We start from the raw sequence: 23,390 nt of genomic DNA, 5'->3' as shown, positions 1-23,390 counted from the left end.
CCGGTCACCAACTGTCCCCGCCGATCCGCATGTCCATGCCGAAAATTGGAGCCCCTGTGAGCGAGACCAGCATCACTATCCCAGCAAACCTCCTGCCCAAGGATGGGCGGTTCGGCGCCGGACCTTCCAAGGTCAGGCCCGAGCAGGTCGAGGCGCTGTCCGCAGCCGCCACCACGCTCCTGGGCACGTCCCACCGCCAGGCGCCGGTGAAGAACCTTGTCGGTTCGGTTCGTGAGGGCCTCAGCACGTTCTTCCGCGCCCCCGAGGGCTATGAAGTTATCCTCGGCGTGGGTGGCTCGACGGCGTTCTGGGACGTGGCGAGTTTTGGCCTCGTGGAGCAGAAGGCCCAGCACCTCTCCTTCGGCGAGTTCGGTTCGAAGTTTGCCGCGGCCACCAACAAGGCCCCGTTCCTTGCGGATTCGTCCATCATCAAGTCGGAGCCGGGAACCTGCCCCGAGCCCCGGGCAGAGGCAGGCGTTGACGTCTACGCCTGGCCGCAGAACGAGACCTCCACCGGTGTTGCCGCCCCGGTCAAGCGGGTGAGCGGCGCGGATGCAGGTTCCCTCGTCCTGGTGGACGCTACGTCCGCTGCCGGAGGACTGGACGTAGACGTCGCCGAGACCGACGTTTACTACTTCGCACCGCAGAAGAACTTCGCTTCCGACGGCGGCCTGTGGCTGGGTCTCTTCTCCCCCGCCGCGCTGGAGCGCGCCGCGCGGATCAAGGCCGGCGGCCGCTGGATCCCGGACTTCCTGGACCTACAGACGGCGATCGACAACTCGAAGCTGAACCAGACCTACAACACCCCGGCACTGGCCACCCTGGTGACCCTCGACGCGCAGGTGCAATGGCTCAACTCCAACGGCGGCCTCGACTTCGCCGCCGGCCGAACCGCCGACTCCGCGGGCCGCATCTACAAGTGGGCCGAGGCCTCCGAGTTCGCTACGCCGTTCGTCGCCAACGCCGCGGAACGCTCCAACGTCATCGCCACGATCGACTTTGATGACTCAATCGATGCCGCGGCCATCGCCAAGGTACTGCGCGCCAACGGCATTGTGGACACGGAACCGTACCGCAAGCTGGGACGTAACCAGCTCCGTATCGCGACTTTCGTGGCGATCGACCCTGCGGACGTTTCGGCGCTGCTGGAGTGCATCGACTACGTGGTGGGCGAGCTGAAGAAGTAGCCTCCCCGCGCCGCTGCCACAGGCAGCATCAGCGTTCGACGGCGTCGTCCGGGCTCGTGTCCCGGCCGGCGCCGTTTGCCGTTCAGCCTTGCTCGCCGGCCGGTTCCTTTGCGGATTCCTTTACGACTGCCTCCGGGGAAACGTCCGGCTCCTCCGCGGCACCGGCACCGGGAGTGCCCGCCTCTGCCCCAGCGGCCTGGGGCGCATCTTCGTCCGCCAGTGCATCGTCCTGAGCATCCTCTGGACGGACACGCTCCGCCCAGGGAACCCACTCCGGGGCGAGGATCGAGTCCTCGGAGGGCAGCAGGCCCAGCTCGTTCACGGTGATCACTTTGGACCGCGAATTGCGTGTGAGCACGGCGTACCACTGCCATCCGATGTAACCGGGCAGCTTGGATTCGAAGAGGTGGGTCACCAGGCGGTCACCCTCCGTTCGCGCCGCCAGGTGTTCGCCGATTTCCGATGCCTTGGCGATGCCTTCGATGGCGGTCCTGGCCACGTCTACGGCAGCCGCGAGGACGGCGTCGGGTTTTCCGGTGCGCCAGACCGGGACACCGGCACGCTTCCTGGGAGTCTTTGGTGCCGCCTTTGATTCGGCCTGTTCAGGTTCCGGGTTCATGGGGACCTAGGCGTCCAGCTCGTCGGCAACCTTACGCAGGGCGGCGGCGATGGCCTTGCCCTTGTTACCCTCCGGGTATTTGCCGGCGGACAGGGTGCCGGAGAGGTTGTCCAGCACTGTGACGAGGTCCTGCACCACAGGCGCGAGGTCCCTTGCATTGGGGCGCTTGGCCTTGGCGATGGATGGAGTCTTGTCCAGTACCCGCACACCCAGGGCCTGGGCGCCCTTGCGGCCGTCGGCCACACCGAACTCGACCCGTGTGCCGGCCTTCAGTTCGGTGACGCCCCCGGGAAGCGCCGACTTGGGCAGGAACACTTCCTGGCCGTCCTCGCCCGCGAGGAATCCGAATCCCTTGTCCTTGTCATACCACTTGACTTTGCCGGTAGGCACGTAATCAACCTTCTTCGTTCTGACTGTCTAGACATGTCCGGCCATCACCGCATCCGCACCGGTGTGCGGGTTCAGGGTATGACTGCCTGGTTCATGTTGGTCTGCTACCTCAAGGTTATCCTGACTGGCTTGGGATTCCTGCTTTGAGGCGCAGCCGCCGCCGGACTGTTAGCGTTACGGCATGATACCCACGCGTTTCCGGCGTCCCCTGACGGTCGCCGCAGCGGTTCTGGCAGTGCTTTCCCTGGCGTCCGTGGGAACGGTGATGGCGATGGCGTACAGCGGCCAGGCCGCTCCGGCCCCGATCACGTCCGCTGCCCTCTACGGGCTTCCGCTCGCTTTCATCCTGGTATTCGTGCTGGTGATCGACAGCATTGCAGCACGGCGCCGGGCAGGAAACGGCGGCGGGCGGTAACGTTGGACTGATGTCCCTTATTCGTGCGCTCAGCAAGGAACTGGAGGCACGCAGCGACGCGTCGTTGCGTGCCCTGTTCGCTGCGCGGCCGGATCTCATTTCGCCGGGCGTACCCGATTTCGCGGCGCTGGCGGCACGTGCCAGTGCGCGGGTCAGCGTGCAGCGGGCCCTGGAGCGCCTCAACCGGCCCCAAATGCAGGTGCTGGAGACCCTTCACCTGTGCACGAACACCGATACCGGGCACAGTGCGTCGGCAGCAGGTGTCAAGAAACTGATCGCAGGCTCTTCGCTGGCCGCCGTTGAACGTATCCTGCTGTCGCTCCAGGAGCTGGCGCTGGTCCACCGTGCCGAGCCCCCTCACACCGCGAGCCCTTCCGCCCACCGGCAGCGTTTCTACCTGCCGGTGGGCTCCCTGAAGGATGTCGTGGGAATTTATCCCGCCGGGCTGGGCCGAAGCTACACGGAACTGGTCCGGCTGCAGCCAGCCTTCGCCCAGCGCGTCGTCCAGCTGGTCGGCGAACTGCACCGCAGCGGTGCCGCGATCCAGCCCGCCACCACCCCGATGGAGGCGGCGCTGGCCCTGCAGCACTGGACCTCCTCACCCGAGGCCCTGCGTGCCATCCTCGCCACGGCGCCGGACCGCACGACGGCGCTGCTGGCCCGGTTCAGCAACTGGGCCATGGGGGCCGTCCCGCAGGCACAGCGGAAAGCGTCGGTCATCGGGGAGGGCCACGACGTCGGACCGGTGGACTGGCTGCTGGCCCGTGGCCTGCTGGTGCCGCTGGACGCGGCGCACGTCGAACTGCCCCACAGCGTGGGGATATCCCTCCGGGGCGGCGCAGTGATCGATAACTTCTCCCTCACCCCTCCCAGGCCCACCCTGGGAACCACCACCGCTTCCCTCCGCCGCAACGCCGCCCTGGGCGCAATCGCCGAAACGCTGCGGCTCACCGGCGAGCTGCTCCACGCCGTCCGGGAGCAGCCATTGGGAACGCTGCGCAGCGGCGGGGTGGGCATCCGCGAAATGCGCCGGCTGGCGGACGCCCTGCGGGTGGACCAGCATGCGGCCGCCGTCCTCCTGGAGTTCTGTGCCCTATCGGGACTGGTCCGGCTGGATGTGGACAGCTCCTGCTGGGTGCAGCCGCCTGAACTCGAGTGGCTGGGCCTGCCCCGCCAGGAACAGTGGTTGTGGCTGGTCAATGCCTGGCTGGCCAGCGAGCGCGCCCCGTCACTGGTGGGGCAGCCCATCAATGGCCAGCCCGGCGGGCAGCCGAACCACCGGACGGCTGCCGGCACGGCCGTCGTCAACGCCTTGTCTGCCGAGGCCCAGCGGTCCGATGCGCCGGTGGTCCGCAAAAGGATCCTCGAGATCCTCCGGGAGCTGACGCTCGAAGCCGAGGCTCCGGATGGCACCGCTCCCGTCCTCGACGCCAATGCTGTGCTGCAACGCGCCGAATGGCAGCAGCCGCGCATGGCCCGGCGCTTCAGCTCACTGATCCGCGGAGTCCTGGCGGAGGCCGAGATGCTTGGTCTGATCGGATCCGGCGCCCTCAGCCAGGTGGGCGCGGCCATCGCGGCCGACGCGCCTGACGAGGCGATGGACATCCTAGGCGAACACCTGCCGGCAGCCCTGAACCATGTCCTGCTCCAGGCGGACCTTACGGCTGTTGCCCCGGGGTACTTGAGTCCGGAACTGAGCCAACAGCTTCAGCGGGTGGCAGACGCCGAAGGGCAGGGCCCGGCCACGATTTACAGGTTCTCCGTGCAGTCGATCCGGCGGGCCCTGGACGCGGGACAGGACGCCGCCACCATCCTGGACTTCCTCCGAAGGCACTCGGCCACCGCCGTTCCCCAGCCCCTGGAGTACCTCATCGAGGACACCGCCCAGAGACACGGAAAGCTGCGCGTCGGCGCCGCGGGCTGCTTCATCCAGAGCGACGACGAAGCAGCCCTCATAGAACTGGCAGGCGAAGCCGCGGCAGCCTCCCTGAACCTGGTCAGGATCGCCCCCACGGTCCTGATCTCGCATGCGCCGCCACGGCAGACGGCGCTGGTGCTGCGCGGGCTGGGACTGTCACCCGCCGTCGAAGAACCGGAGTCCGCCGTCGTGCGGCTTAACCGCACCGCGCCGGTTGCCGGGGCAGGCGCGCGGCCTGTGTACAGCGCGCCGCGGACAGCCCCGCCCGACGCCGACATCGCCGCCCAGCTCGCGGTGCTGCGCAACCATGCGGCTGCGGCCGGCTCCAACGGCCACCGGTCCGGTGCCGCAGTCAACGGCAGCGAGGAAGCCACGCAGCTCGGGCTGGAGACCCTGCGGAAGGCCATTCGGCTTAAACAGCGGGTCACCATGAACGTCGTGGACAGCCTCGGGAACGCCAGGCTGGAAACCGTTGTTCCGGTCTCGGTAAGCGGCGGACGCGTCCGGGTGTTCGACCCCGCCAAGGACACCGAGCGGGTGCTGTCCATCCACCGGATCATCGATATCGAAGCAGCAGGGGAAATACACCCGTGAAGGATTGCATCGCGTGAACGACGGACCGCTGATTGTCCAAAGCGACAAGACCATCCTCCTGGAAGTCGACCACGAGCAGGCCACCGAAGCCAGGCACGCCATAGCGGCCTTCGCCGAACTGGAGCGCGCACCGGAGCACATGCACAGCTACCGTCTGACTCCCCTGGGCCTCTGGAACGCGCGGGCCGCGGGCCTCGATGCCGAGAAGGTCCTGGACACCCTGCTCAAGTACTCCCGCTTCCCGGTGCCGCACTCGCTGCTGATCGACGTTGAAGAGACCATGTCCCGTTATGGGCGGCTGCGGCTGGAAAAGGATCCACAGCACGGGCTCGTCATGCGGACCAGCGACTATCCGGTGCTCGAGGAGGTCAGCCGTGCCAAGAAGATCCAGCCGCTGCTGGGACCGCGCATTGACGGTGAAACCGTGGTGGTCCACTCGTCCCAGCGCGGCCAGCTGAAGCAGCTGCTGCTCAAGATCGGCTGGCCCGCGGAGGACCTGGCCGGGTATGTCGACGGCACACCCCATCCGATCATGCTGGACGAGTCCGGCTGGAAACTGCGGCCTTACCAGCGGCTGGCTGCTGAGAACTTCTGGGCCGGAGGCAGCGGAGTGGTGGTGCTCCCGTGCGGCGCGGGTAAAACCCTGGTGGGGGCCGCAGCCATGGCCACGAGTTCCACCACCACGCTCATCCTCGTCACCAACACTGTTGCGGCACGCCAGTGGAAAGACGAGCTGCTCAAACGGACCTCACTCACGGAAGCCGAAATTGGCGAATACTCCGGCGCCGTCAAGGAGGTCCGGCCTGTCACCATCGCCACGTACCAGGTCCTCACCACAAAGCGCGGCGGACTGTATCCACACCTCGAACTGGTTGACGGTCACGACTGGGGCCTGATCATCTACGACGAGGTCCACCTCCTGCCTGCGCCCATCTTCCGGATGACGGCAGACCTGCAGGCCCGGCGCCGCCTGGGCCTCACGGCCACCCTGGTCCGGGAAGACGGCCGCGAGGGCGAAGTGTTCAGCCTCATCGGCCCTAAGCGTTACGACGCGCCGTGGAAGGACATCGAGGCCCAGGGCTACATCGCGCCCGCGGACTGCGTGGAGGTGCGGGTGGATCTGCCCCGCGACGAACGCGTCGCCTACGCCATGGCCGAGGACGCCGACAAGTACCGACTGTGCGCCACGTCGGAAACCAAGACTTTGGTGGCGGAGCAGCTGGTGGAAAAGCACCAGGGCGAACAGGTGCTGGTGATCGGCCAGTACATCGACCAGCTCGATGAGCTTGGCGGGCGACTGAACGCACCCGTGATCAAGGGTGACACGTCCGTGAAGGAGCGCCAGCGGCTCTTTGATGCTTTCCGGGCCGGCGAGGTCCAGACGCTCGTGGTCTCCAAGGTGGCGAATTTCTCCATCGACCTTCCGGAAGCATCCGTGGCCATCCAGGTCTCCGGGTCCTTCGGTTCCCGGCAGGAGGAGGCCCAGCGGCTCGGCCGGCTGCTGCGCCCCAAGCAGGACGGCAGGGCGGCACGCTTCTATTCGCTGGTGGCCCGGGACACCCTCGATCAGGATTTCGCGGCCAAACGCCAGCGGTTCCTGGCCGAACAGGGCTATGCCTACAGGATCATGGACGCCAAGGACGCCGGGGCAGTCGGATAGGGCCCACTGAACACACAACATTCATCCAGAAAACTCCCAGACTCTGGGAGCATCATGGGAACTATGAAAAAGAACGGTGCCGAAGCGAAGCTTCTCGTGGTCGATGACGAACCCAACATTCGCGAGCTGTTGTCCACGTCGCTGCGCTTCGCCGGATTTGAGGTCATCTCCGCAGGCAACGGGCGTGACGCCCTGGCCGCCGCCGAAGCCGATGCGCCGGACCTGGCCGTGCTGGATGTCATGCTTCCGGACATGGACGGCTTCACCGTCACGCGCCGGCTGCGCGCCGCTGGCAAGCATTTCCCTGTCCTGTTCCTGACGGCCAAGGACGACACCGAGGACAAGGTCACCGGGCTCACAGTGGGCGGCGATGACTACGTCACTAAGCCGTTCAGCCTCGACGAGGTGGTGGCCAGGATCCGAGCGGTGCTTCGCCGCACCCAGCCCATGCTGGACGATGACGAGGCGGTCATCCGGGTGGACGACCTCGAGCTCGACGACGACGCCCACGAGGTGCGGCGCGGTGGCACCGTGATCGAGCTGTCTCCCACCGAGTTCAAGCTCCTGCGGTACCTCATGCTCAATCCGAACCGTGTCCTGTCCAAGGCGCAGATCCTGGACCACGTCTGGGAATACGACTTCAACGGTGACGCTTCGATCGTCGAATCCTACATTTCCTACCTCCGCCGCAAGGTGGACATCGATCCTGAAGCTCCGGCCCTTATCCAGACCAAGCGCGGCGTGGGCTACGTGCTCCGGACAGCAGAAAAGCGCTGACCTTGCTCGAACGTTGGAAGTCCGCCACACTCCGGTCACAGCTGGTGGCCATCATGATGGCGCTTATGCTGGTGGCCCTGGCGGTGACGGGGGCGGGTACGCTGACCCTGCTGCGCAGCTATCTTGAAGGCCAGGTGGACGACAAACTCCGGGCCGCGGTCCAGTCCGCGGAGCGGCAGCGGTCCTTCAACCAGTTGATTGTGCCGAACCCTGTGGTCCCGACGGACTACACCGTCACCATCTATTACCCGGACTCTGCGCCAACTAATCTGGACGGCAAGTCCGACCGCCCGGACATCGACTCAATCTCCGTGGATGACGCCCGTGAACGCGGGTTGAAGCCCTTCCAGGTCCGGGGCAGTGACGGCAAGAACTGGCGCGTGGTCGCGGTCAGCGTGGTCGACAGCGACCAGCAGCGGGCCGTCGTCGTTGTCGGGCTGCCGCTCTCTCCCGTGGACGAAGTACTTCGGCACGCCACGCTCGTGGTCGTGGGCGTGGGTCTGTTCACCATGATCCTGGCCTCCTTCATCGCATCCTGGACCGTGACGAGATCCTTCAGGCCCCTGGCCAGGGTCGAAAAGACTGCGGCAGCCATTGCGGCCGGGGATTTGTCGCGCCGTGTGGCGGTGGAAAATCCGTCCACCGAAGTCGGTCGCCTGGGGCGCTCGCTGAATGCCATGCTCGCCCACATCGAGGCGGCCTTCGCTGCCCGGATGGCTTCAGAGGGCCGGATGCGGCGCTTCGCGGCGGACGCCTCCCATGAACTGCGGACCCCGCTGGTGACCATCAGGGGCTACTCGGAGCTCTACCGCCATGGGGCCCTGCAATCCGAGGAGGACATTGCCAGTGCCATGGGCCGCATCGAGAGCGAGGCCAAGCGCATGGGCTCTATGGTGGAGGACCTGCTCCTGCTTGCCCGGCTGGACGAGCAGCGCCCTCTGCAGCGGAAACCCGTTGACCTGCAGCTGCTCGCCCACGACGCCGTCGTGGATACCCAGGCCAGCGATCGGGGCCGCACCATCACGCTGATGGGACTCGACGGCGGACATGCCGCGCCTGCCCCCGTTCTCGGCGATGAGGCCAAGCTCCGCCAGGTCGTGGGAAATCTCGTGGGCAACGCCCTCAGGTACACGCCGGAGGGGACCCCGATCGAACTCGCCGTCGGCGTGAGGACCGGTGTGGAGGGCGAGCCGCGGGCTGTGCTCGAAGTCCGCGATCATGGACCCGGAATTCCGGACAGCGAAGCGCCGAAGATCTTCGAACGCTTCTACCGGTCGGACACCTCCCGCACGCGCGACACCGGCGGCAGCGGTTTGGGCCTGGCGATCGTTGCCGCCATCGTCGGCTCGCACGGCGGCTCCGTCCGGGTCGACGCCACCGAGGGCGGCGGTGCCACGCTGGTGGTCAGCCTTCCCCTCCGGGACGACTCACAGGAGGCTTCCCACGGGGACGGGGTAAGCGGGGACGGGGCGAGCGAGGATCTCGGGACCAGGGACGACGGACCGGAGCGGGGAAGCTCCGGCGGCGGCCAGGTTATCCACATATAGGGATTTCTTGTGGTGGCCGCTGCGGCCGGGTTCGTAGGCTCGACCCAGCGGGTCGGAAAACCGGCCCTCCGCCGGTCACTCCAGTGCCGGTCCACCGCGCGTCGAGAGGCCACAGCCATGAGCATCATTTCCGTCGATACCGAACTCCTCCAGGTGAAGTCAGCCAACGTCAGGGCCACCGTTGACCGCATCGGCGCCGACGTGCAGGCGATGAAGCACGGCCTGGACGAACTCCAAACCACGTGGCGGGGTTCTGCCGCCACGAACTTCCAGGCACTCATCACGGAGTGGACGCTGACGCAGGGGAAGGTGGAAGCCTCCCTGGCCTCCATCAACCTCGCCCTGCAGTCCGCGGCCACCACGTACGCGCAGGCGGAGCAAGGCAACGCCCAGCGGTTCAGCTGAGGGGTCCGTCAGGCCTCCGGAGTGCCCTGGTGGAAGCGGAGGCGCCACTGTCCGCCGTGGAGGACCCAGACGGAGCTCCGCAGGGCCGCACCGTCACGTGAGCGGCTGCGGTACGTCAGCAGGATGGTGTCGGCGCCGATCCGGTCGGCCGAGATCAGCTCCAGCTCCATCGGACCGCCGGGGCTTTCCTCCAGCGACATCATCATGGCGTCCCGGGTCCAGATCCTTCCGGAGCTGCCGATCTCCATGAACTCCGGATGCAGGAGCACTCCTGTCCGGCCGATATCGCTGCGGACATCCGGGCGGAGGAGCTCGCGTTCCAGCGCCTCGACGGTTTCTTCGGGGCTCGGGCCGCGGCCCGGCGCCACCGGGAAGGCATCCGCGTCGAGTTCGCTGAAAAGGTCCGGCTCCGGTTCACTAAAGCGATCCTGTTCCGGTTCGCTGAAGAGGCCGGGTTCTTCGGTTTGGTAAGGGCCCGTGCCGCCCTCCTTCCGGACGTCGGCGACGGCGGAACCCGGGCGGGATGCCACAGCTACGGAGCCCGGGCCGGCAGCCGATGCGACGGAACCCTGTGCGCTGACATCTGCTGCGCCGACATCCGGTGCGCCAAGCGCTGCCGCTCCGTGGAAACCCGGCCCGGACCGGGCCGCGATCCCCTGCTGGTAGGCCAAAGCAACGGCCCGGGCCCGCTCGTCGGCTGCCTCGTTGAGGTCGTGACCGGCGTGGCCCCTGACCCATTCGAATCGGTACTTGCGCCCCACCAGTTCCCTGTCGATGTCCTTGAGGAGATCCACGTTCAGCACCGGCTTGCCGTCGGCCTTGCGCCAGCCCTTGCGCTTCCAGCCCGGCATCCATTTGGTGATGCAGTTAATGACGTACTGGCTGTCGCAGAGGATGTGCAAGTCCTCCTGTGGGACGTGTGCCGTGGCGCGGAACAGGTCCAGCACAGCCATGAGCTCACCCTGGTTGTTCGTTCCGTGCGGCCACCCTCCGGCACGCCAGCAATCGTTGTTCACATACCAGGCCCATCCGGCCGGACCGGGATTTCCTAAGGCCGAACCGTCGGCCGCTGCTGTAATCGTCACGAATCCATCCTGCCAGACCCTGCCGACACTGAAACTCACTCATGAAACCAGTGGAGCGCCGGACGTGTGGAGCAGCCACGCCAGGCCGTAAGACATGCCGGGCCGTTAAAAACCAGCAGCGACCCCACCCGAAGGTGGGGCCGCTGCTGCTCTTACGCGTTGAGAGACAAGGAGGCCCGGGGGTTAGAAACCGCCCATGCCGCCCATCTCGTCGCCGCCGGCCATGGCCGGAGCGTTCTTCTCCGGCTTGTCAGCGACTACTGCCTCGGTGGTGAGGAACAGTCCGGCAATGGAAGCCGCGTTCTGCAGGGCAGAGCGGGTTACCTTGACCGGGTCGTTGATGCCGGCAGCCAGCAGGTCGACGTACTCGCCGGTTGCGGCGTTCAGGCCGTGGCCTGCAGGCAGGCCGCGGACCTTGTCGACCACAACGCCGGGCTCGAGGCCCGCGTTGAAGGCGATCTGCTTCAGCGGAGCGTCGATGGCAACGCGGACGATGTTCGCACCGGTTGCTTCGTCGCCGGACAGGTTCAGGTTGGCGAATGCCTTGAGGCCAGCCTGGATGAGGGCAACGCCACCACCGGCGACGATGCCTTCCTCAACGGCAGCCTTCGCGTTGCGGACTGCGTCCTCGATGCGGTGCTTGCGTTCCTTGAGCTCAACTTCCGTAGCGGCACCGGCCTTGATGACTGCCACGCCGCCGGCCAGCTTGGCCAGGCGCTCCTGCAGCTTCTCGCGGTCGTAGTCGGAGTCGGAGTTTTCGATCTCGGCGCGGATCTGGGAAACGCGGCCGGCGATCTGGTCGGCGTCGCCGGCACCTTCGACGATGGTGGTCTCGTCCTTGGTGACGACCACCTTGCGGGCGCGGCCCAGGAGTTCGAGGCCAGCGGTCTCGAGCTTCAGGCCAACTTCCTCGGCGATGACCTGGCCACCGGTGAGGATGGCGATGTCGGCGAGCTGGGCCTTGCGGCGGTCACCGAAGCCCGGAGCCTTGACGGCGACGGACTTGAAGGTGCCGCGGATCTTGTTGACGATCAGGGTGGCCAGGGCCTCGCCCTCGATGTCTTCGGCAATGATCAGCAGCGGCTTGTTGGACTGCATGACCTTTTCGAGGACAGCAACCAGTTCCTTGACGTTGGAGATCTTGGAGTTGACGATCAGGATGTACGGGTCCTCGAGGACCGTTTCCTGGCGCTCCGTATCCGTGACGAAGTATGCGGAGATGTAGCCCTTGTCGAAGCGCATGCCTTCGGTGAGTTCCAGCTCCAGGCCGAAGGTGTTGGACTCCTCGACGGTGATGACACCTTCCTTGCCGACCTTGTCCAGGGCTTCGGCAATGAGCGCGCCGATTTCGTCGTCACCGGCGGAGATGGACGCCGTGGCGGCGATCTCTTCCTTGGTTTCGATTTCCTTGGCGTTGTCCAGCAGTTCGCGGGTTACCGCTTCAACTGCCTTCTCGATGCCGCGCTTGAGGGACAGCGGGTCGGCGCCGGCCGCAACGTTGCGCAGGCCTTCCTTGACGAGGGCCTGCGCCAGCACGGTAGCCGTGGTGGTGCCGTCGCCAGCGACGTCATCCGTCTTCTTGGCAACTTCCTTGACCAGCTCGGCGCCGATCTTCTCGTAAGGATCGTCCAGTTCGATCTCCTTGGCGATGGAAACACCATCGTTGGTGATCGTGGGGGCGCCCCACTTCTTTTCGAGGACGACGTTGCGTCCACGCGGGCCGAGGGTGACCTTGACGGCGTCGGCGAGGGTGTTCAGGCCCCGCTCAAGACCGCGGCGTGCCTCTTCATCAAATGCAATGATCTTGGCCATAACGGCAGTAGTCCTTTCGGGACAGTCGTTAAGAATGAACCTCGCTGCGGTGCCCGCGACGGACGATCGTTCCTGCAGGCCTCTGTACGCCGGCAGTCCGGATCTCACCCCAACCAGGTATTTCTTCGCTCCCTCACACGTCCGCCAATCGCGCTGCCGGCCTGGGCCGGGCGAGGCATTAGCAGTCGATGCTCAGGAGTGCTAATCAATAATTAGCACTCCCCCGGGGAGAGTGCAAGCAGTGGCCGTGAAAACCGGGACGAATCCGAGGCCGCTTCGCTCCCAGCGATCAGCCCGCTGCCCGGCTGGCTGTTTCGCTCCCGGTGAGTTTCGCCCTGTTGTCCGCACCGAAGGTGAACACCATGTAGTTGGCCACCGTCACGTCGCCGTTCGCGTCGAAGCGGACTGGGCCCGACTCGCCGTCATAATCCACAGCAGTTCCGGCCCGGACGGCGGCAAGGCACTCCTTGTACGTCCGGCAAACAGCTGGCTTGCCTGCAGGGTGGGAGCCAGCGCCGGCGGATCCGCCAGAGACGGCTATCAGCTTCGCGGCAACGGAGGCGCCGGCGTCGTCGTCCGCCGCGGCAGCCGCCAGTGCTGCCAGGTTGACCGCATCGTAGGTCTCCGCGGCGAACGTCATGTCCTTGAGGTTCTTGTCCACGGCCACGAGCTCACCCTGCAGATGGGCCGAGGGGAACCGGCCGGGGACGATTCCGCGGGCGCCGTCCAGCGCGCGGGAGGCGAGGTCGGAGCCGTACTGCCTGAAGGCTCCGTCTGCCAGGATCAGCTGCTTCCCCGACAGTCCCGCATTGTGGAGTTCTGCGATGGCACCCTGTGCGCCGCCGCGGGCAATGAGGACGACGGCGTCCGGTGACGCGCCCGCGGCCGTGGCCGCCGCTTTCTGCGCCTCGCCCGGTTTGAAGGCCGCCACGGTCACGGGCTCCAATCCGGCACCCTTCGCGGAGGCGGAGACCGCCGCCGACACTTCCGTGCCATAGGCGCCCTCCTCGTGGACGACGGCCAGGCTCTTTGCGCCGCCGTCCTTGGCCAGCTTCACCAGCACGGCGGCCTGGGCGGCGTCGGCCGCCGCGGTGCGGAAGTAGTATCCGCCGCTCCTGTACTCGCTCAGCTCCCCTGCCGTGTTGGCCGGCGAGATGAGCGCGACTTTGGCCTTGGACAGCACATCGATGACGGCGGGAGCGCGGCTGGAATCGGTGGGTCCGATCACCACGTCGGCTTTGGCATCCACGAGTTCACGCGCCTGAGCGCCGGCGTCACCGCCGGGCTTCTCCGGCAACAGCTCCACGGGCCTGCCCTTGTGGCCGCCGGCCGCGTTGATCTCCTGCACAGCCAGTTTGGCGGCTGCCAGCTGGGCACTGTTCAGGAACGCCTGCGTTCCGGTGCTGTCCAGGATCAGGCCGATCCGGAAGGTGCCGTCGCCGCTGGCCTCCACGGACGCAGTCCGTGCGTTTTCGCCTGAGCCGGAGCATGCGCCCAGCGCCAGGACGGCGGCAGCACCCCAGGCAGCGGCGCGGGCAGCTCTCATGGTTCCGGTCCGCCGTCGGGCGGTCACCGTGGCAGGTCCCCGGGCGGCGCGGTCAGCCACTAGGCGGGCCGGACGTTTTCGGCTTGCGGGCCCTTTTCGCCTTCGCCGACCTCGAGCTCCACGCGCTGGCCCTCGTCGAGGGCCCGGTAGCCGTCCACCTGGATGGCGGACCAGTGCACAAAGACGTCGTCGCCCGTGCCGTCGACGGTGATGAAGCCGTAGCCCTTTTCAGCGTTGAACCATTTCACGGTTCCCAATGCCATGATCTCCACACTTTCAGATTGCTTCCGTAAGGCCCACCTCAGTGTGTGCCGTGAATTACGCGCCGAAGACTCGAAATCACTCTATCCACTGCGCCCCGGCGGGAGGCAGGCTGACAGCCGGGCCCGGACTCAATAGTTATTCAGGCGTAACCCAAAAGGTCACTGGAATCCGGGGCCCAGCACCACGGCAACGGATGTCTCAAATCCTGGGCTCTCCACGAGCGTGGCGATGTTCAGCAGCTCCCCGAGGGCCTCTGCGCTGGCCCTGCGCTCGGCACCCGAGTAGAAGATGACGGACGCCTGCTGGGGCGCGCCCTGCCAGTTCGCAACCTGGCCCAGAGTCCAGCCGTCCGCCTCGAGGGTGGCGCCGACGCGGCCGGCCAGCCCGGAAGTCTGCGTGCCGTTGTAGACCGAAACAGGAAGGGACTTGTCCGCGGCCGAGGCGAGCGCTTCGACGGAGGACGGAGAGGACGCCGGGTCTGATGGAGAGGCGGCAGCCGACGGCGCGTCGGCACTCGGTGTGCCGGACGGCGCAGCTGCCTCGGAGGGCGTTGGGGAGGGGTCCGCTGACGGCGAGACAGCGGCGTCTTGGGCTGAGGACGGGCCGGCAGCGGCGTCGAAGCCGAGCTGCGGAAGGAAGGCAAATGCTGCCACACCAACGGCGAGAGCGCCGCTTCCCACAGTCAGCACGGGCCAAAGACGGGGGCGCCTGGGTGCCGGTACGGAGCGGTGTACGCCCTGCCGGGAAGTGACCTCTGGGACCCTGTCGAATTCGTCTCGGGCATAGTTGGTCATGGTAAAAGTGACGTCCTTGTTGGTCTTCTGCCGGCAGTTCGGCACTGGCGATTACGCGTCAGACCCCAAGCGGCGCGCGGTGCGGGCCCTCTGACGTGACGTACGTAGTCTACGCAATCTCTTCACCAACATGGGATCGTGGGCCAGCGCATGCTCGGTATCAATGAGCGCATTCAGGATCTGGTAGTAATGCGTGGCCGACAGGTCGAACAGCTCCCGGATGGCCTGTTCCTTCGCGCCGGCATACTTCCACCACTGCCGCTCCAGCGCCAGGATCTGCTGCTCACGCTCGCTCAGCGGCGAATCCCTCAGCTGGAAGTCATCCAGCAGGGATCCGCGCCGCGGCACGGCGTCGGCCTCCCCACCGGACTGCTCTGCGAGATGGTCCTGCAACGGCTCAGCCACTGCGCACTCCTTCGCTGATTCCGGTAAAAACTCCAGCCTCCATGTTACGGAGGAATAACAGCGTTGTCATTTACGCCGCGTTACGCCATGCCGCTGCCGCTGCGAGAATGGTCAGTGTGACTGAACAACCTGAACCCTTGTTCGACCTGCTGCCGCCCGAGGACGCGGGCCCTGGCTTCGCCGAGATGGCAGGGATGCCGCTGGCGGAGCTGGTGGCCGCTGACTGGGCCGCGGCGTTGGCCGGGGTGGAGGGCGAGCTGAGGTCTGCGCTTTCCTTCCTGGCAGGGGAAGTAGCGGCGGGTCACCGGGTGCTGCCCTCGCCGTCGAACGTTCTGAGGGCGTTCCGGCAGCCCCTGGCGGAGGTGCGGGTGCTGATCGTCGGCCAGGATCCGTACCCGACTCCGGGCCACGCGGTGGGTCTGGCCTTTTCGGTTGACAGCAGGACGCGGCCCATCCCCCGCAGCCTCGCGAACATCTACAAGGAACTGGAATCGGATCTGGGGTACCCGGCCAGGGTTCACGGCGACCTCGGTGCCTGGGCGGACCAGGGCGTGCTCCTGCTCAACAGGGTCCTGAGCGTCCGCGAGGGTGCTGCCGGCTCGCACCGCGGCAAAGGCTGGGAGACCATCACGACGGCGGCGGTTTCCGCCGTCGCTGCCCGCCGGGCGCCCGATGGACGCCGGCTCCCGCTCGTGGCGGTCCTGTGGGGAAAGGACGCCGAGGGGATGCGCCCGCTGCTGGGCGAGACCCCGGTGGTGGCCAGCGTCCACCCCAGCCCGCTGTCCGCCTCCCGGGGTTTCTTTGGTTCGCGTCCGTTCAGCCGCGCCAACGCCCTGTTGGAAGAGCAAGGCGCCGGCGCGGTCGACTGGGAACTTCCGGCAATGGCACCGGCAGCGGGGGCTACTGGCAGGCCAACGGCTGGCCGCTAAGCGTCTGCCCCGCGATGCGCATGTGGCGCGACGCGGCGTAGCCGCTCTTCACAGCCCATTGGTTGGCCGCGGAACCCCGGAAGGTGTACTGCACATTGGTCCCCGTGCAGTTGATCGGCAGAACCCGCCCGTTGGGTATCCATTCGCCGTTGTCCGCGAGGCAATTCACCTGGTTGTCCGCCCCGCCGCCCTGGTAGCTCGTCCAGGCACAGAGGCCGCCGAACTCGCCGTTGACCGTGAAACTGATGTTTTGATACGTCCGTCCCCCCGCCCGCAGGACATCGCTGCGGTTGCCGTCGGTATCAACGGTGGTGATGTAAACCTCTACGTTCTGGTCAGGCTGGTCGCCCGCGAAAATTTCGCCGCCGCCCGCGGGCAGCACGCCTGAGGGACCCGTTCTGCCGTCGTCGGGATACCGGCTGGTCCACTCGAACCTCGCTATCGGCCGGCCGTTGGGAGCCGGAGGCGCCACAGTAGTCCGTACCTGCGTGTTCCCGTGGTGGAACCCGTCGGTGATTGCCTGGAAGGGCTTCCCGAAGGGAGCCACCGGATTGGCGTCAGTGAACGGACCCGGGTAGGACTGGCCGTCCACGACGTTGGTTGCGCGCACACCAACGGTGTACGTGCCGTTGTTCGCCAGTCCCGGTATGACCCTGCTGGCAGGCACGGCGGCGACCGGGCCACCGTTCACCCGGTACTCATAAACGGTTTCTCCCGCAGCGGCGCCGCCCGTGGCGGCAGGCGCGGTGAATGACAGCTGGGCACTGTTGTCACGCGGTTCCGCGCGGAGCCCGTTGACGGGCCCCGGAGCCCCCACCGCACGCCGCGGATCCGACGGCGCGCTGGCGCCCGAATATCCGGCCTTGTTCCGTGCGGCCACAGTAAACGTGTAGCCGGCGTCGGAATTGCCCACGGTGAAGACGGCGCTGGTGCGTCCACCGCCAACCACCTGCGAGGTGTTCGGCGAGCCGGGATGGGACGACACCACCGTGTACTCGGACACGGCGTCACCGTTGCCTTCCGGAGCGGCCCAGTTGACCTGGATGACCGAATTGCTGGCGCCTGACGTCGCGAGCGTGCTGCTCGGCTTGCCGGGAACGGCGGGCACGCCCGCCGGGATCTCGGCGGCCGAGAAGGGGCTCCACTCCGACGGCGTGGGGGCCTTGTTCTTCGCCCGGACCTGGACGCGGTACGACGTGCCGTTCGCCAGGCCGGTCCACGTATAGCTCAGGCCCGGACCGGCCGACCTCACGGCCGCGCCGGCCGGCGGGGCCGGTGAGATCTGCAGCTCGTAGCCGCTGACCGCCGACCCCGTGGTCCTGGCTGCCGGCCAGCTGACGTTGAGCTGTTTGTCCCCGAACCGCAGCGCCGGCGCCTGTGGCGCCTCGGGCCGCTGATCCGGCCGCGCCGGTGCGGAGGGGGCAGAGGCTTCGGATTCGCCGATGCCGTTCACCGCGACCACGCTGAAGGTGTATTCGACGTCGTTCGTCAGCGACCCGATGGTGCACGTGTTGGCGGGGCACAGCTTCGAAACGCCGCCGGTACCGGTAACCCTGTAGCCCGTGATGGCTGATCCGTTGGCAGCAGGCGGCGTCCATGTCAGCACCACGGTGCTGTCACGCACCTCGCTGGCCACGGGAGTTCCCGGTCTGTCCGGCTTCGCCTTGACCGTCAGCCGGATGTGGCCCTCAACCTGGCGGCGCGGGTCCGCCGTTTTGTCCTGAACCCGGTATCTCACCACCATGGTTCCCACAAACGAATCCGCCGGACGGACGTCCACCGCGTCGCCTGACACGGTGGCGCTGCCGGTGCCCGTCTCCACGACGGCGCCGACAAGTTTCAGAGGGGCATCAGGGAACGGGTTGACGTCGTTGGCCAGCACGCGGACCGGCCGCGCTTCGCCGGCCCCGGCCTCGGCCACCTCGTCGTCGTTGGCCACCGGCAGCGGACGAAGCGACGGCGTCAGCTCGACCTGGACTGCCGCCTGGGCAGAAAGCCCGCGCGGATCCGTCAGTGTCAGCGGCACTGCACCTGCCGGCTCCGGGGCATCGGCGTCGGCTTTGATGCGCAGCGACATTCCCTGCACGCTGGCACTGATTCCCTTGGGAAGTTGTCCACCCACTGCGACCTTAAGTTTGCCGCTGTCCGCGGGATCCGGATCCGACACCAGTGGCTCCAGCTCCACCACGGTCTCTTCACCCTTGACGACGGCGGCACGGGTGGAGGACATGACGGGCGGGTGGTTGCGGCTCGGATCGGGCAGCACGTTGATGCTGATCGTCAGCACCGAGGTCAGCGTGTCGGGCGCCTCAACAGGGCCATCGGCCACCTCGAACGTCAGTGACGCCGGTCCGGCATAGTCGTCGGCGGACGTGAAAACCAGGGACGTTGCGTCCTTGACCAGCGGCTTTCCGTTGGCGGCCACCGCTGAAACGCGGGAGTCCACGGTGATCCGGGGGCTGCGGCCCTGCCGTACCACGACCGCGTCGTCCAGGTCGACTGACAGTTCCGTGCCGCTCACCACCTCCAGGGGTGCAGGGCTCTTCAGTGCAGGACGCTGTTCGGATGTGCCGGGCACGTGAATGAATGCCGTGGAGGCGAGCCCGTCCAGGTCCGTGACCGTGTAGGGGATGATCCGCGGTTGGGGCAGCAGCGTGATGTTGACTCGGCCGTCACCGCGCACGGCGGCGTCGGCGGTTCCGGTGGCCAGGGCGACTCTAAGGTCGGAGGTCACACCGTCCGGATCCACGTCGTTTTTAAGGACGGGAACATCAACCGCGGACTTCCCCAGCGTTTCGGCGAAGGACACCCGGTCGTCCCGGGAAACCGGGGCTTTCCTCGGTGCGGCGGGAGTGACGTCAACCTTGACGGTGCCTGTGGCCTGGCCGCCCCGTCCGTCGGAAATCCTGTAGCGGATCACGACGACGCCCGTGGCGGCGGGAGCCGTGAACCGCACCTTTCCGTCTTCGACGGACGCCTCGAGGGCCGGGTCGGCGACAACTCCGCCCCGGATGAGGGCCAGCGCGTCGCCGTCGGGATCGGCATCGTTGTGCAGCACGTCGACGGCGACATTCCTGGCAGGCTGGACGGCCACTGCGTCATCGGCTGCCACAGGCTGTTGGTTGGCGCCGCCGGCGGCACCGATGCCCACCGCAACGGTGGCTGTGCTGCGGACCCCGAAAGTGTCCTCCACGACGTAGCTGAACGCGTCCTGGCCCGATGCCTTCGCAGATGCCGTGTAGTCCAGGTACGTAGCCCCGACGGTGACGGTTCCGGAAGCGGGCGCCTTGTCCAGACCCACGAGGGCCACGGAGTCGCCGTCCGGGTCTATTCCTTCCAGCGGAACCTGAATCCGGGTGGTCCGGCCAGCGATCGTGCGGGCGGTCAGGTTTTTTGGTTCCGGCCGGGAATTCTGGTCGGCGTCGCTGGCTTTGATCCGGATGGTGACCTGGGCGGAGGCCTCCTGTCCGTCCGGGTCCTGCACGACGTAGATGGCGTGCACGGTTTTCGCGGTCGGCCCGGCTTTGAACCGCAGGACGTCCCCAGAAATGCCCAGCATCCCGTCCGCTGCGTCAACCGTTTGCGCAAGCTGCGGCTTCAGCGTCAGCGCCGCCCCGTCCGGGTGGCTGTCGTTGGCCAGCACGTTGACCGTCGCCACGTCATTGGCGCGCACGGTGATCTCATCCGGGACGGCACGGGGCGGCCGCAGCCTGGCCGGGGCGGGCACGGGCTGCACCGTCACCTCGCCCACAGCGCTCTGTTGCCCGTTGGAGACCGTGTACGTAACAACGGCAGGTGCCGTCAACCCGCGCGCATCGGTGATCTTCAGGACGCTGTGATCGAGGACGGCAACAGACATGGGCGACCCGTATGGAACGTTTACCGATTGGATCACCAGCACGCCGCCGGCCGGATCGACGTCGTTTGCCAATACATCCACGAGGGTCTGGCCGCCGTGCGGAAGCCGTGCGACATCCCTGACGGCTACCGGGGCGCCGGACCCGCCGTTGGTCACATCGATCCTGACGAGGCCAAGCTGGCTCGCCGGTCCGTTGGTCACCTGATAGGTGACGTAATAGGTGCCCGCGGAGGCTGCGTTGAACACGAAGGTCCCGGCGTCGTAGCGGGGCGACACCTTCGCAGCGGGCGGCCCTTCGATCCGTGCCAGCCTCAGCGTGGCGCCGGTGGGGTCGAAGTCGTTCTCGAGGGGCGATACGACGGCGTCCTGGCCGGCGACGGCGCTGATATGGTCCGGGTTTGCCACGGGCGGCAGGGTTCCGCGCGCCCGGACCTCCACGATGACTTTGCCCTCGCTTTCGGCGCGGCCATCGGATACCCGCAGGGTGACCTGCTTGCGGCCGAGGGTGGTTCCCACGTCCTGGAACTGCATCAGTCCGTCAGGCCGCACCTGGACCTGGTCAGCGGCGTTGTCCGCCGTTGCCGCCTTCAGGAAGAGGTCATCGCCGTCCGGGTCATTCCAGTCCGTGAGCACATTTTGGCTGATGGCCTTTCCCTGTTCGAGCAGGATGACGGTGCTGCGCTTTTGCGTTGGCGGGCCGTTCTCGGAGTCCTTCCGCACAGCGAGCGTGACCTTGGCCTGGGCGGTCTTACCCCGTCCGTCGTCCACTTGGTAGGCGAATTCGGACGTCCCGGCCGTCCCTTCCGGGACGGCAATCTGCAGGGCGGAACCGTTGTAGATGGGCTGTGCAGTGGCGTTGCCAGGCCCTGAGCCCAGGACCTTCACGGTCAGCAGGTCGCCGTCTGGGTCGGAATCGTTGTCCAGCGGGGTCAGCAGAGTGGTTTTGCCCGGCCGGACGCCGAAGACGTCGTCCTGGGCGTTGGGCGCCCGGTTGGGTTTGGTGCGGTCCGGAAGCTGGTGCAGCGGGTTCTGGTCGGCGGCGTCTTCCTTCTCCTCCTCGGAGCGGTTCGGTGGGGCCTGCAGGTCCTGCCAGTTGTTGACGAGCTGCATCGTCTGCTGGACGAGCCAGACGTTGCCGCCGCTGGTGTCGTTGAGCACGACTACGCTGCGGTTGACCCTGAAGACAAGGTCCGATTCATGCGTGGCCCCGGGAACGTCGGCCAGTTTGTCTCCGCCGTCGTGGGCGCAGCTGCGCAGGTAGACGTTGCTCTTGTTCCAGGCGGCGTGCACGCAGCCATCGAGCTGCACGGGGCGGACGGGCTTTCCGTTCTTGCCCGCCGGCTTTGCCGACGCCTCTCCGCCGTCCAGCGGCTGCTCGATCAGGCTGCTCTGCGTTGCCACCGCCACGAAACTGCTCGCGGGCCCTGCCTGCTGCAGGCTCGCCCCCTTGCCGTCCGGAATTTCGACGGTCCTGCCGCCCGGCAGATAGAGCCTCCCGGAGTCACTGTCGAGGAGCACGGCCTCGGTCCCCACGGTGGTGAGCTGAAGATTCCTGGCAGCCGAAAAATCGGCGTACGACGCGGTTGCCCTGTCTCCGGCTGTTCCGGCGGGTTCCACGGTGATCCGGCTGACCTCCCGGGCCGAGGGATCGGCGATGTAGGCAGCGCCGTCACCGCCGATGACGGCCTGCAGGTCAGGCGCCCCGGAAATCACCGGCTCAGAGGTTTTCCTGTCGAAGCCTCCCACACTCTCGGTCGAGGCGAGCCAGGCTTCGCCGGTTCCGGGGTCCGTGAAAACGAAGGCTCCCTTTCCTGCCGACGCGGTGACGCCGTCGGGAAGCCTGACCGGTTCCCCCAGACGCATCGCCGCGGGGTCCACGGGGGTCAGCGAGCTGCCTTCGTCCACAAAAACCTCGCCGGCATGCTGGAGGATGTCAAAACCTGCCCCCGGCGGCGTTACGCCTCCATCCAAAGTCTTTGACGGGTAGTTGAGCCTGGCCGTCATTCCCACGCTTTTGTTCGTTACCCAGACGCCGCCGTCGTTGAGGTCCACCTCGGCCGATTTGACCCCTGGATACAGGATTGCTGCTGCCGCCACGATTGCCGTGACGGCTGACAGACCTGTGGCCTGGAGCAGCTTCCCGCGTTTGGCGAAAAGCTTGGCTGGCTTTGGCATGACAGTCCCCCGGTAAGAGCAAATGAAGTCCCGTCAATTAGACCAACACCTGTAGTAATCTAACGAACCGGCAAGGCAGCCGGGGCTGCAGGCGCCGAACTTAGCCTAGGCTTGCCTTTCATGACTACTACTGTTCCCGCAGCCACCTCCGCGACGCGCAAGTCCCGTCCCCAGGTCAACCTGGCCGTGCTGCGCCGGGAACAGCTTTCGGCGCACATGGTTCGGATTGTCGCCGGGGGCGAGGGGTTCGCGGACTACGTCAACAACGATTTCGTGGACAGGTACGTCAAGATCGCGTTTCCGCAGCCTGGCGTCGCCTACCCCGAGCCCCTCGACCTGTGGACGGTCCGCGAAACGCTGCCGCGGGAGCAGTGGCCGTTCACGCGGACCTACACGGTCCGCTGGGTGGACGTGGCCGCGCGTGAACTTGCCATCGACTTTGTCATCCACGGGGACGAGGGCCTGGCGGCTCCCTGGGCCGCGTCCGCCCAGCCCGGCGACAGCCTGACCTTCACCGGCCCCGGAGGAGGCTACAACCCCGATCCCTCGGCGGACTGGATTCTGCTGGCCGGCGACGAGGCGGCGATCCCAGCGATCGCAGCTGTGCTCGAGTCGCTGCCCGCGGACGCCCGGGGGCTGGCGTTCCTCGAGGTGGACGGCGACGCCGATATCCAACCTATTGCCGCCCCCGCCGGCATCGGTATGGTCTGGCTCCAGCGCAGGGGCGTTGCGGCAGGCGACAGCGATCTGCTGGTCAACGCTCTGCGGGAGACACCGTGGCCGGAGGGCAGGGTGGACGTCTTTGCGCACGGCGAACGGGGCTACATGAAGGGCCTGCGCGAAGTGCTCTTCCGCGAGCGCGGCCTGGACCGCAACCAGGTATCACTCTCGGGCTACTGGGCCAAAGGCCGGGTGGAGGACGACTTCCAGGCCGAGAAGAAGCTGCCGATAGGCAAGATCTAGCCGAGCAAAATCTAACCAGGCAAGATCTGGCCGGCAGGATCCAGCC

At 66.8% G+C, this 23,390-nt stretch carries 18 protein-coding genes; 9 read left to right on the top strand and 9 right to left on the bottom strand.

The annotated features are described in order from the left end of the window. Positions 1–56: 56 nt before the first annotated feature. Positions 57–1,187, top strand: coding sequence for a phosphoserine transaminase (gene serC / locus ACIP90_RS18970; RefSeq protein WP_400581189.1), 1,131 nt, complete (start codon positions 57–59; stop codon positions 1,185–1,187). A gap of 82 nt (positions 1,188–1,269) precedes the next feature. Here serC and ACIP90_RS18965 read toward each other — a convergent pair whose 3' ends face one another. Together ACIP90_RS18965 and ACIP90_RS18960 are read right to left on the bottom strand one after the other, a co-directional pair. Continuing rightward, positions 1,270–1,806, bottom strand: a complete 537-nt coding sequence (locus tag ACIP90_RS18965; protein WP_400581188.1) for a DUF3027 domain-containing protein — start codon at positions 1,804–1,806, stop codon at positions 1,270–1,272. Between the two features lie 6 nt (positions 1,807–1,812). Beyond that, complete coding sequence (locus ACIP90_RS18960) at positions 1,813–2,196, bottom strand: cold-shock protein (RefSeq protein ID WP_400581186.1); 384 nt, start codon at positions 2,194–2,196, stop codon at positions 1,813–1,815. A 181-nt stretch (positions 2,197–2,377) separates the two neighbouring features. Between ACIP90_RS18960 and ACIP90_RS18955 the strand changes: the two genes are divergently transcribed. The 6 genes from ACIP90_RS18955 to ACIP90_RS18930 all read left to right on the top strand — a co-directional run bounded on the left by ACIP90_RS18955 (position 2,378) and on the right by ACIP90_RS18930 (position 9,512). Beyond that, a complete protein-coding gene (locus tag ACIP90_RS18955; RefSeq protein ID WP_400581185.1) occupies positions 2,378–2,611 on the top strand; it encodes a hypothetical protein in 234 nt (77 codons plus the stop codon). A 10-nt stretch (positions 2,612–2,621) separates the two neighbouring features. Next, positions 2,622–5,123, top strand: coding sequence for a helicase-associated domain-containing protein (locus tag ACIP90_RS18950; protein WP_400581183.1), 2,502 nt, complete (start codon positions 2,622–2,624; stop codon positions 5,121–5,123). A 13-nt stretch (positions 5,124–5,136) separates the two neighbouring features. Beyond that, positions 5,137–6,783 carry a DNA repair helicase XPB gene (locus tag ACIP90_RS18945; RefSeq protein ID WP_400581181.1) on the top strand — a complete coding sequence of 549 codons (1,647 nt, stop codon included), beginning with the start codon at positions 5,137–5,139 and terminating at the stop codon, positions 6,781–6,783. A gap of 63 nt (positions 6,784–6,846) precedes the next feature. Further along, entirely contained in the window at positions 6,847–7,560 is a 714-nt protein-coding gene (locus ACIP90_RS18940) for a response regulator transcription factor (RefSeq protein WP_400581242.1), read from the top strand. A gap of 2 nt (positions 7,561–7,562) precedes the next feature. Next, positions 7,563–9,107 carry an ATP-binding protein gene (locus tag ACIP90_RS18935; RefSeq protein WP_400581180.1) on the top strand — a complete coding sequence of 515 codons (1,545 nt, stop codon included), beginning with the start codon at positions 7,563–7,565 and terminating at the stop codon, positions 9,105–9,107. Positions 9,108–9,224: 117 nt separating this feature from the next. Then, complete coding sequence (locus tag ACIP90_RS18930; RefSeq protein ID WP_400581178.1) at positions 9,225–9,512, top strand: WXG100 family type VII secretion target; 288 nt, start codon at positions 9,225–9,227, stop codon at positions 9,510–9,512. A gap of 8 nt (positions 9,513–9,520) precedes the next feature. On the opposite strand, the gene ACIP90_RS18925 is transcribed toward ACIP90_RS18930, so the two are convergent. From ACIP90_RS18925 to ACIP90_RS18900, 6 genes are all read right to left on the bottom strand, one after another. After that, positions 9,521–10,597 carry an RNase H family protein gene (locus ACIP90_RS18925; protein ID WP_400581176.1) on the bottom strand — a complete coding sequence of 359 codons (1,077 nt, stop codon included), beginning with the start codon at positions 10,595–10,597 and terminating at the stop codon, positions 9,521–9,523. A 183-nt stretch (positions 10,598–10,780) separates the two neighbouring features. Beyond that, positions 10,781–12,409: a chaperonin GroEL gene (groL, locus tag ACIP90_RS18920; RefSeq protein ID WP_400581175.1), complete on the bottom strand. Its 1,629-nt coding sequence runs from the start codon at positions 12,407–12,409 to the stop codon at positions 10,781–10,783. 289 nt (positions 12,410–12,698) lie between these two features. Continuing rightward, on the bottom strand, positions 12,699–13,955 hold the full coding sequence (locus tag ACIP90_RS18915; RefSeq protein WP_400581174.1) for an ABC transporter substrate-binding protein: 1,257 nt from the start codon (positions 13,953–13,955) through the stop codon (positions 12,699–12,701). 59 nt (positions 13,956–14,014) lie between these two features. Further along, on the bottom strand, positions 14,015–14,218 hold the full coding sequence (locus tag ACIP90_RS18910) for a cold-shock protein (protein ID WP_400581172.1): 204 nt from the start codon (positions 14,216–14,218) through the stop codon (positions 14,015–14,017). Between the two features lie 159 nt (positions 14,219–14,377). Next, a complete protein-coding gene (locus tag ACIP90_RS18905) occupies positions 14,378–15,013 on the bottom strand; it encodes a LytR C-terminal domain-containing protein (protein ID WP_400581170.1) in 636 nt (211 codons plus the stop codon). A gap of 51 nt (positions 15,014–15,064) precedes the next feature. After that, positions 15,065–15,418, bottom strand: coding sequence for a DUF3263 domain-containing protein (locus ACIP90_RS18900; protein WP_400581168.1), 354 nt, complete (start codon positions 15,416–15,418; stop codon positions 15,065–15,067). Between the two features lie 107 nt (positions 15,419–15,525). On the opposite strand from ACIP90_RS18900, the gene ACIP90_RS18895 reads away from it, so the two are divergent. Next, positions 15,526–16,347, top strand: a complete 822-nt coding sequence (locus ACIP90_RS18895) for a uracil-DNA glycosylase (RefSeq protein ID WP_400581167.1) — start codon at positions 15,526–15,528, stop codon at positions 16,345–16,347. Here ACIP90_RS18895 and ACIP90_RS18890 read toward each other — a convergent pair. After that, the gene (locus tag ACIP90_RS18890; RefSeq protein ID WP_400581165.1) at positions 16,319–22,381 is read right to left on the bottom strand and encodes an Ig-like domain-containing protein; all 6,063 of its coding nucleotides are present in this window, start codon (positions 22,379–22,381) and stop codon (positions 16,319–16,321) included. The two genes, ACIP90_RS18895 and ACIP90_RS18890, sit on opposite strands and share 29 nt — an antisense overlap. Before the next feature lie 120 nt (positions 22,382–22,501). On the opposite strand from ACIP90_RS18890, the gene ACIP90_RS18885 reads away from it, so the two are divergent. Next, positions 22,502–23,344 (top strand): siderophore-interacting protein, encoded by an 843-nt coding sequence (locus ACIP90_RS18885; protein WP_400581164.1) that lies wholly within the window; start codon positions 22,502–22,504, stop codon positions 23,342–23,344. Positions 23,345–23,390 lie beyond the last annotated feature (46 nt).

The organism is Arthrobacter sp. NPDC093139 (assembly GCF_044754165.1).
In the GTDB taxonomy this organism is placed as follows: Bacteria; Actinomycetota; Actinomycetes; order Actinomycetales; family Micrococcaceae; genus Arthrobacter.
The sequence above is the reverse complement of the archived record's forward strand: the minus strand, read 5'-3'. Positions and strand labels throughout refer to the sequence as shown.